Source organism: Fibrobacter sp. UBA4309, assembly GCF_002395745.1.
GTDB lineage: Bacteria > Fibrobacterota > Fibrobacteria > Fibrobacterales > Fibrobacteraceae > Fibrobacter.
In genome coordinates this window covers 20750-28742 of sequence record NZ_DGUN01000080.1, presented here as the reverse complement: position 1 = coordinate 28742, position 7993 = coordinate 20750, and the positions used below count along the sequence as shown (strand labels likewise).

Annotated in this window: 9 protein-coding genes; 2 read left to right on the top strand and 7 right to left on the bottom strand. The window is 55.8% G+C overall.

From position 1 onward, the window contains the following. Window positions 1–36: 36 nt before the first annotated feature. From B3M32_RS12080 to B3M32_RS12055, 6 genes are all read right to left on the bottom strand, one after another. Window positions 37–597 carry a LemA family protein gene (locus B3M32_RS12080; protein ID WP_290747249.1) on the bottom strand — a complete coding sequence of 187 codons (561 nt, stop codon included), beginning with the start codon at window positions 595–597 and terminating at the stop codon, window positions 37–39. Between the two features lie 34 nt (window positions 598–631). Further along, complete coding sequence (gene glgA / locus B3M32_RS12075) at window positions 632–1852, bottom strand: glycogen synthase (protein WP_290747247.1); 1221 nt, start codon at window positions 1850–1852, stop codon at window positions 632–634. A 101-nt stretch (window positions 1853–1953) separates the two neighbouring features. Continuing rightward, window positions 1954–3255: an alpha/beta hydrolase gene (locus tag B3M32_RS12070; protein ID WP_290747245.1), complete on the bottom strand. Its 1302-nt coding sequence runs from the start codon at window positions 3253–3255 to the stop codon at window positions 1954–1956. 216 nt (window positions 3256–3471) lie between these two features. Next, window positions 3472–4041, bottom strand: a complete 570-nt coding sequence (folE, locus tag B3M32_RS12065) for a GTP cyclohydrolase I FolE (RefSeq protein WP_290747243.1) — start codon at window positions 4039–4041, stop codon at window positions 3472–3474. A gap of 18 nt (window positions 4042–4059) precedes the next feature. Further along, the gene (locus B3M32_RS12060; RefSeq protein WP_290747241.1) at window positions 4060–4536 is read right to left on the bottom strand and encodes a hypothetical protein; all 477 of its coding nucleotides are present in this window, start codon (window positions 4534–4536) and stop codon (window positions 4060–4062) included. Window positions 4537–4555: 19 nt separating this feature from the next. After that, the gene (locus B3M32_RS12055; RefSeq protein WP_290747239.1) at window positions 4556–5623 is read right to left on the bottom strand and encodes a glucokinase; all 1068 of its coding nucleotides are present in this window, start codon (window positions 5621–5623) and stop codon (window positions 4556–4558) included. A 94-nt stretch (window positions 5624–5717) separates the two neighbouring features. Here B3M32_RS12055 and B3M32_RS12050 point away from each other — a divergent pair, with 94 nt between their 5' ends. Both B3M32_RS12050 and B3M32_RS12045 read left to right on the top strand, forming a co-directional pair. Next, complete coding sequence (locus B3M32_RS12050) at window positions 5718–6746, top strand: hypothetical protein (protein WP_290747237.1); 1029 nt, start codon at window positions 5718–5720, stop codon at window positions 6744–6746. Further along, entirely contained in the window at window positions 6743–7654 is a 912-nt protein-coding gene (locus B3M32_RS12045; RefSeq protein WP_290747235.1) for a DMT family transporter, read from the top strand. Before B3M32_RS12050 ends, B3M32_RS12045 begins: the two co-directional genes overlap by 4 nt. Here the strand turns inward: B3M32_RS12045 and B3M32_RS12040 are convergent. Further along, window positions 7651–7890 carry a DUF1653 domain-containing protein gene (locus B3M32_RS12040; protein ID WP_290747233.1) on the bottom strand — a complete coding sequence of 80 codons (240 nt, stop codon included), beginning with the start codon at window positions 7888–7890 and terminating at the stop codon, window positions 7651–7653. The genes B3M32_RS12045 and B3M32_RS12040 overlap by 4 nt on opposite strands. Between the last annotated feature and the right edge of the window lie 103 nt (window positions 7891–7993).

Here is a 7993-nt window from a genome sequence, read left to right as displayed (position 1 = left end):
TCTTTCGTCTGTAGGACCGTAGGTCCGTTCTTTCGTCTAAAAACGCACCTCGGGGGCCTTGTTGAGCGTCTCGCGGCTTTCGGTCGCCTCGTACATGGGCGCACGCTTGAAGTTGAACATCCCGGCGATAATGTTGCTCGGGAAGACTTCGCAGGCGTTATTGAACTCGCGGGTAGCGGAGTTGAAGAAGCGGCGGGCGGCAGAGAGCTTGTTCTCGATATCGGCAAGTTCATTCTGCAGCTGCAAGAAGTTCTCGTTTGCCTTGAGTTCCGGGTAGGCTTCGAGCGAAACGCGGAGACCGGCGAGCGCACCGGAAAGAGCCTTGTCGGCAGCGACCTTCTCGTCGACCGTTGTCGCATTCATGGCGGCAGCACGTGCAGAGGTCACCTTGTCAAGCGTTTCTTTTTCGTGAGTGGCATAGCCCTTGACGGTATTCACGAGCTGCGGAACGAGATCGTAGCGCTGCTTGAGCTGCACGTCGATATTCGCAAACGCGTTCTCGCGGTTGTTACGGAGTTTTACCAAGCCGTTGTACATCGAAGCAATAGCGATGACAAGGACCACGACTATAATTCCTACGACAATAAGAGCTGTCATTTTCTACCTCCTGATTTTTTCAATATACAAAAAACTACTTCTTTTTGTATTTGGCGATGCATTCCTGGTAGAAATCGTACGTCTGTTCGGCAATCGATTTCCAGCTGAACACGTCGATAGCGCGCTTACGGCTCACCTCGCCCATCTTCTTGGCCAGTTCCGGGTCGCCAAGCAGCCTGTTTAGCTTGTTCGCAAAGTCGGTCTGGAAAGCCTTCGGATCGGCCGGTTCAAAGTCCGTCTCGGACTTCGCCTTCAACGGGACCAGGAATCCGGTCTCACCGTCCACGATAATCTCGGGAATGCCACCGACGGCGCTACCCACCACCGGAGTACCGCAACTCATGGCCTCGAGATTGATGATGCCGAACGGCTCGTAGAGCGAAGGAGTGGCAAACACGGTCGCATGGCTGTACAGCACGCGGAGTTCCTCGTGCGGCACGGCCTCCTGAATCCACACTACGCCGTCGCGGCCGGCCTGCACCTTCTCGATAAGGTTCTTGCATTCGTCGGCCAGTTCCACCGTATCGGGAGCACCGGCGCAGAGCACCACCTGGGCCGCCTTGTCTATCTGCGGGATAGCCTGGATAAGCTGGCTGATTCCCTTCTGGCGCGTAATGCGGCCCACGAACAGCACGTACGGACGCTTGGGGTCCACGCCCCACTTGGCCAGGATCTTCTCGTCAAAAGTCGGCGCATAGAAATCCGGATCGATGCCGTTGTAGATGACCTTGATCTTGTCTTCGGGGACTCCGTAAAGTTTCATCACGTCGCGCTTCATGCCCTGGCTCACGGCAATCACCCCGTCGGCACTCTGGTAGGCAGTACGTTCGATCCAGCAGCTCATGGCATATCCGCCATCGCCCAGCTGTTCCGCCTTCCACGGGCGGTGCGGTTCAAGCGAGTGCGTCGTGAGAATCAGCGGGCACTGCAACAGGCGGCTCGCCAGCACTCCACCGAAATGGCTATACCACGTGTGACAGTGTATAACGTCGACATCCTTGAGCGCAGCGGCCCACTGGATATTGATGTCGAGCGGTTTAAAAATCTTCTGGAAACGGTCGTCGGCCGGGTTCAGGCCCAGCTTGCGCGAAAAGCCGAGCGCACGGATGTTGTCGGCATCTTCGTCCTGCGAACCGAAGCAAAGCGCCTCGACATGGCAAAGCTTGGCAAGTTCCTGGGTCAAGAATTTTACGTGAATTCCGGCACCGCCATAGATTTCCGGCGGAAACTCGTTGGTCAAGATAGCAGCGTTCATGTTGAAAAACTCCGTTTACCCTATTAAAATAGCTTTGTTTCAGAAAAAAAACACCCCAGTCAAACCGACCGGAGTGTTTTTGTGTTGGAGTGTGGAATTTCTTAGAAGTTCTTGCACTGGCCTTTCCACTTGCCCTGCTTTCCAATGATGTTGCCATCGATGTATTTGCCAGTGGAGCCTACGAAATCGGCCTTGCGGAAGTCTTCGCCGCCGAGGTGCCAGCGCATCCAGGCAACCGTTGCGGCCATGCCATCCCAGGACCCCGAACCATGACCGTAACCACATTCCTTGCGGCCCGGAGAAACTTCATAGCATTCATTGCCACGGCCACCAGTCATCTGGATAAGACATGCGGGAGCCTTGACACCTGCGTTGTTGTAATCATTTTCGGCATTGCCGCGTTCCATGCCGCCTTCACCATAGAGGATTGCGATGGAGCGGTCCGTCGCGACCTTGTTGGCGCCAGCGCCATTCCAGTCGCCGCTGTTGTTGAGGAACGCCGTAAGAACGCGTTTGTCCTTAATCACCAGCTGTTCGGATTCAAGACCGCCCATGGAGTGGCCAGATGCGCCCACCGTATTCATGTCGAGCTTGTTGTACAACGGGTCATTCGGGTCCTTGTTCTTCTTGTCAAGCCAGTTGAGAGCCTCAATGCCTTCATTAGCATTGCCCGGAGACTCAGGAATGGCAACCACGACGAAGCCGTGGGAAGCTAGGCGGCTGATGATTGCGCGGTAATCCTTGGGATCGGAACCGCCACCGGGGCCCCACACCACGACGGCATGTTTCTGGGTTTCGGACAACTGCTTGGGATAAGCGAGAATCTTGCATAAGTTCCTTTTTTTGTCATTATCCCAAATGCAGGGCTCGATATCCTCGGTATATACGATTTGCATCTGGTCCTTTTCTTCTTCCTTGCCCTCGGCGAGGAAGATTCCGGCGGGCTTCACTTCTTCGCTGGAAGAAGAAGCAACCGCTTCGCTGGAGCTGGACTTCGGCATAACCTGCGAAGAAGAAGAACGCGGGCCCACCGTCACGGAGCTTTGCGGACCAACGGACGTGCTGGAAGCCGGGTTGATGTCGCCGGAAGATTCCGGGACAACGGCGGAAGAAGACTGGTTCAGGATATCGCCAGAAGATTCAGGAACGGCGGCAGAGGAACTGCCAATAATATCCTGGCCACCGATGTCACCCTGTCCTTCCTGGCCACCGACGACGCCCTGACCTTCCTGGCCACCGACGACGCCCTGGCCTTCCTGGCCTTCCTGGCCGAGTTCCGGATTGTTGAGGTCACCCTGCTGCTGGGCAGCCGCGATGTCGTTAAGGGCATTTTCTGCGTCGCCGCAGTTGAATAAAGCCAGCGTACTGGCCAAAACCAAGCATTTTAGTGCTCTTGACTTCATTTTGATCTCCTCATTTTTTTTAAATCCATCCACCCAGTAAATAAGATACCTTGATGGGACGAGGAAAACTAAGGCCAGAGACAATGTTTTATGGACAAAAAATCCAAAATATTGTAAACAAAAAGCCAAAATTCCGTGCGAATTTCGGCTCACCCCATAATGTTAGTTTGTACGTAATTTATCCATGTTGGACATGGAAACCCGTTCGGGCGCAAACTAGCGCGGCGCGTAGATACGCGACATGAATTCGGCGCGGGTCTTCTCGTCGGTCTTGAAGCGGCCCAGGAGCTGCGTCGTCACCATCGTGGCGCCGGGCTTTTTCACTCCGCGCATCGTCATGCACATGTGGGATGCCTCGAGCACCACGGCCACACCCTTCGGGTTCAGTTCCTTCTGGATGAGTTCGGCAATCTGGCGCGTCATGCGTTCCTGAATCTGCGGGAAGCGGGCGTAGTATTCCACCACGCGCGGAATCTTGGAAAGTCCCACCACGCAGTCGCCCGGGATGTAGGCCACGTGGGCCTTGCCCGTAAACGGCAGAAAATGGTGCTCGCACATGCTCGCGAACTCGATGTCCGGTACGATGATCATCTCGTCGTACTTTTCGTGGAAACGCGTCTTGAGAATGTCTTCGGCGCGGGTCTCGCCCGAAAGGCCGGTCATGAGTTCGGCGTACATCTTGGCAACGCGCTTCGGCGTATCGAGCAGACCTTCGCGATTCGGATTTTCGCCCATTCCCTCAAGAATCAGGCGGAACCCGTCTTCCATTTTCTTAAAGTCCATCATGTATACAATAATAGAAAATTAGCGTGACTTGTACTTTTCGGGAACCTTGTAACCGAATCCCTCGAGTTTCCGGACATAAGCGGGGTCGCGCAGGCGCGCCTCGGATTCGGCCATGAATTTTCCGTTCGCCTTGTCCTGGAAACCGAGCTTTATGCGGAGCGCCATCACGGCACACGCGACAGAGCCAAGCCCGCAGGCGATGGCGACAATAAGGATTTTCGTGGAATAGTAGCCCCTGCCCATCTGGAAATAGAGCAGGCCAGCACACACCAGGGCTAGCGCCAGCAGGAACAGGGTTCCCTTCACGTAAAGCGAGACGTTGTTCGAACGCGGGTCAAAGCCGTCGATAGCCACCTCGCGGAAACGCCTGTCCAGGTATTCCGCGCGGCACGCCTTGCAGACCTTGACAGGACTCCCGTAAGCCCAGGCGTTGCAAGCTTCGCGATTCTTGTTCCCGCATTCCGGGCACTTGCTCTCCATGAATCCACTCGGCATAGGATCTCCCCGCAAGATATTACTTCTGCAAGTTGAGGCTTGCGTTAGCGGCACCGTAAAGGCTGATGCTGTAATCCTTGATGATGTACACCGGGATCTTGTTCAGGAGCGGGCGGATGTTCGGGTTGTAGTTCTTCTCGAACCAGGTCATGAACAAATTGTCGCGTTCGAGCCAGCGCAAGTCCTTCTGCACGGTACCGCCGGCCAGGTAGAGGCCACCCAGCGGCAAGAACAGCGTGGAGGCATCGCTAGCGAAACGGGCGAGCATCTTTACGAAAAGCTGCATCATCTTGGCCGCCACCGGATCGGTGTCACTAGCGCGGCTGATATACTTGGGACGATCGTTCGGTTCCGTTTCCTCGATCTTCTTGAAGGCGGCGTTATCGGGAATGCCGCGGGTTTCTTTCCACCATTCGTACATGTTGCGCAGTCCCATGCCCGAAACGAGCGGTTCAACGCCCGGAACGTCGCCAATCTTCTTCGCCATGTAGTCGTGGAATTCCTTCGAATCCTCGTCAAACGGGGCGAAGGTAGAGTGGCCGCCCTCCGAAGAAGCGGGAATGTACTTTTCGCCGTCAAACGCGAGGAAGCCAACGCCCATGCCGGTTCCCGGACCGATTACCGCCTTGGTGGCCTTCTGCGGGGCGGGCTGGCTGCCGTCGGTATGCGTGAGCTTGAAAATCTGGTTGGGGTCATCTACGTCGAGGGTCGGGATGCCGTAGCTGATGGCCATGAAATCGTTGATGACAAGCGTCGGAATGCCGGTTGCCGCGGTAAGGGCGTCGCCGTCCACGCTCCACGGGAGGTTCGTCATGACGCACTTGTTGTTCGCCACCGGGCCCGCGGCGCTGATGCACACGTGGCTGGGCTTGAGGCTGGCATTGCTTTCTGCGGCAACCTTGAGCGTTTCGCGGATAGGAGCGTCGAGGCCGTCGATATCCTTGCTGGGGCACACCGTCTCGAGGATCAGCGTGAACTTGCCGTCCTTGTAGCCGACAAGGCCGAGGTTCGTGTTGGTGCCGCCAATATCGCCCGCCAATACAAGGCGGTCAAACTTCGCATCGGGATTAAGCCATTTGATTTCCATAATAAAACTCCGTGTTTATACATACGGAATATAGTATTTTGTCCGTCGAAAAAGCTATCTTTCCCTGTTGTTTTTGAGATTTGGGGAATGCACGATGCCTTCTGAACTTGCAATTATCGAAAGAGCCGAAATTTACCTGCGAAAACTGTCCTGCGGGGTGAACCCGCTAACGGACGAACTCCTCCCCGAAGGGGATTCCTGCAAGCAGGAGCGCATCAGCAAATGCCTCGCCTACGTCGCCTCGCTCCTGCAGCAGCAGCTGAACCACAACCAGGTCGCCGAGCCCGCCGCCAAAGAGCAGGCCAAGGAAAAACCCAAGTCCGCCGCCAAGAAGATCCAGGAACCGCTTTCCATAGGCAGCGAGGCCCTGGCGCGCTACCGCCTTTTCGACTACCCCGTATCCATCTCACATATTGTCCGCAACATCAACGACCTGATTCCCCGTAACGCGAAGATGAACCATCTGCTCTATGCCGACGTGGCGAACTTCCTGGTACAAGAAGGCATCTTGTCGAGGCAGGCCGCCGGAGACGGCAAGGAAGCGAATCTGCCCACCCCCCTCGGCGAAAGCTACGGATTCGAGAAGACGGAAGCCGACCTCCGCGGGCACCACAACATCTTTACGCAGTGCTGGCAAAAGGCGCAACAGTACATTCTGGACAACATCCAGAAATGCATCGACATCGCGAACGAAAGGTTTGCGAAGAAGAACGAGCGCGCGGCAAGCGGTTCGGCAGACGGTGCCGAAACGGAAAGTGAAAAGCCCGCCCGCAAGGAACGCGAGAAATTTCACCTGACAGCCGAACAGCTCGCGAACTACCCGACCGACGAGACTCCCGTACCGGTAAGCGAAATCGCGAGACGCCTGAACGACCTTATCGCCCCCGAAGCGAACATGGAGCGTATTTACTATAAAGTAATACGCGACTGGTACGCCGAAGAAGGGTATCTGGAAAAGAAGAACCTGGCTGACGGGAAAGTCGCCTTCCTGCCTACCGCCAAAGGCGATGGCGCCGGACTCCTGGTAGAATCGAGAACCGGCTGGGACGGCAACCTCTTCGACGTCGTCGTATACGAGTCCAAGGCGCAGAAACTGTACCTCGATCACCTGAAAGACGCATGAAATCCGGCTCACTCGCACTCTGGCATTTGCTTGCGATTTTAACCGTCGCCTTCTGGGGTACGAGTTTCGTGAGCACGAAGGTGCTCCTGAACCACGGATTCTCCGCAGTGCAGGTATTCACGCTGCGATTCATTGTCACGTACCTGCTGTTGCTCGCGGCATCTCACAGGCAGTTCCGCTGCAGCAATTGGAAACACGAACTCGTGATGTTCATCTGCGGCATCACGGGCTGCACGCTCTACTTCTGGGCCGAGAACACGGCCCTCACGCTTTCGCCCAGCAGCAACGTCTCGCTTATCGTGTGCACCAACCCGCTGCTCACCATGATTTTCGGGGGCATCCTGTACAAGGCGGAGCGCCTCGGCAAGCGGCAAGTTACCGGGTGCCTGATCACGTTTGTCGGGATGGTACTCGTGGTGCTGAACGGCAAGTTCATCCTGAAGCTTTCGCCCGTGGGCGACATGCTCGCGTTCACCTCGTCCGTCATGTGGGCGGTCTACTCGCTTGTCGTGCGCAGGCTCAACGGCGTTTATTCTACTTTGTTCATCACGCGCAAGATGTTCTTCTACGGGGCGCTCACGTCCATCCCGGCATTGTTCGTCGAGGCGGGCGGCAACGCGTCGAAGGCGTTCGACATCCCGTGGCATAATTTCGCCGAGCCCGTAGTCTCGCTGAACTTTCTCTGCCTTACCGTATTCTCTTCGCTGTTCGGCTACCTTATATGGAACAAGGTCTTGAAACAGCTCGGTACGGTGCTCGCGAGCAACTACATCTACGCCATCCCGCTCGTTACCATCATCACGGCGGTCATCGCCCTGGGCGAGCACATCACGCCTGTCGCCATCACGGGCGCGGTAGCGATTGTCGCAGGGATGGTCTTGGCCGAGATGATCAAGACGACGGACTAGATTTCCGTAAACCGGTCTACGACCGTACCGTCGGCGAGCGTCACCTTGCTTTCGAAATCTTCGCGGTCGCGCACCCAGAGCGTTCCCTTCGGATGGTCGGGAGTCTCGTATTCGCTGCGGTAAACCACGAGCGGCTTGACCATTTCGCAATCGAGCGCTTCGGCGGTGACGACGGTGTAAATCATCGTCTCTTTTTTATAATGGCGGTACTTGTGATCGGCGATTGCTTTAGACATAGGTTCTTCTCGACTAGATTCTTCGACTCCGTTTCACTCCTACCCAAAGGGCATAACTCAACTTGAGAACTAAAGTTCTTAGTTTCGTATAGCTCAGAATGAC

Bases quoted from the DNA above. Each gene is read 5' to 3' on its own strand.
- B3M32_RS12055 (WP_290747239.1), bottom strand. From the start codon at position 5,623: ATGGAAATCAAATGGCTTAATCCCGATGCGAAGTTTGACCGCCTTGTA.
- B3M32_RS12070 (WP_290747245.1), bottom strand. From the start codon at position 3,255: ATGAAGTCAAGAGCACTAAAATGCTTGGTTTTGGCCAGTACGCTGGCT.
- B3M32_RS12050 (WP_290747237.1), top strand. From the start codon at position 5,718: ATGCCTTCTGAACTTGCAATTATCGAAAGAGCCGAAATTTACCTGCGA.
- glgA (WP_290747247.1), bottom strand. From the start codon at position 1,852: ATGAACGCTGCTATCTTGACCAACGAGTTTCCGCCGGAAATCTATGGC.
- B3M32_RS12080 (WP_290747249.1), bottom strand. From the start codon at position 597: ATGACAGCTCTTATTGTCGTAGGAATTATAGTCGTGGTCCTTGTCATC.
- B3M32_RS12045 (WP_290747235.1), top strand. From the start codon at position 6,743: ATGAAATCCGGCTCACTCGCACTCTGGCATTTGCTTGCGATTTTAACC.
- B3M32_RS12060 (WP_290747241.1), bottom strand. From the start codon at position 4,536: ATGCCGAGTGGATTCATGGAGAGCAAGTGCCCGGAATGCGGGAACAAG.
- folE (WP_290747243.1), bottom strand. From the start codon at position 4,041: ATGATGGACTTTAAGAAAATGGAAGACGGGTTCCGCCTGATTCTTGAG.
- B3M32_RS12040 (WP_290747233.1), bottom strand. From the start codon at position 7,890: ATGTCTAAAGCAATCGCCGATCACAAGTACCGCCATTATAAAAAAGAG.